This is a genomic window from Methylobacterium nigriterrae, from assembly GCF_037106235.1.
Lineage (GTDB): Bacteria > Pseudomonadota > Alphaproteobacteria > Rhizobiales > Beijerinckiaceae > Methylobacterium > Methylobacterium nigriterrae.
Map to the genome: position 1 here is coordinate 1 of NZ_JBAWTG010000657.1, position 323 is coordinate 323.

A 323-nucleotide genomic window follows, 5' to 3' on the forward strand; every position below is an offset into this window, starting at 1 on the left:
CGCGCGCTCCGATGCGGAGGGCGGATCGAGCATCAAGGTGTTCCTCTTCGACGACGTGGTGCGCTGCTCCGGCGACGTCTACGGCAAGCTCGATATCGAGGGCGCGGAACTCGCCGCCCTGCATGGGATGGCAAAGCTCCTGCAACAGCGGCCGATGCTCGCGGTCAGCGTCTATCACGAGCCCGAGCACCTCTGGACGATCCCGCAGGCGATCGCGGCGCTCGACCCGCGGCCGTGCCTGAGGCTCCGGCAGCACCTCCACAACGGCTTCGAAACGGTGCTGTACGTGACGCCGGGCGATTGACCCCTGAAGGAACGCGGCC

At 67.8% G+C, this 323-nt stretch carries 1 protein-coding gene; it reads left to right on the forward strand.

What is annotated here, in order from left to right:
- A partial coding sequence (locus WDW90_RS38615) for a class I SAM-dependent methyltransferase (RefSeq protein WP_336492935.1) occupies nt 1-304 on the forward strand: 304 nt, incomplete at its 5' end.
- Nucleotides 305-323: the final 19 nt, after the last annotated feature.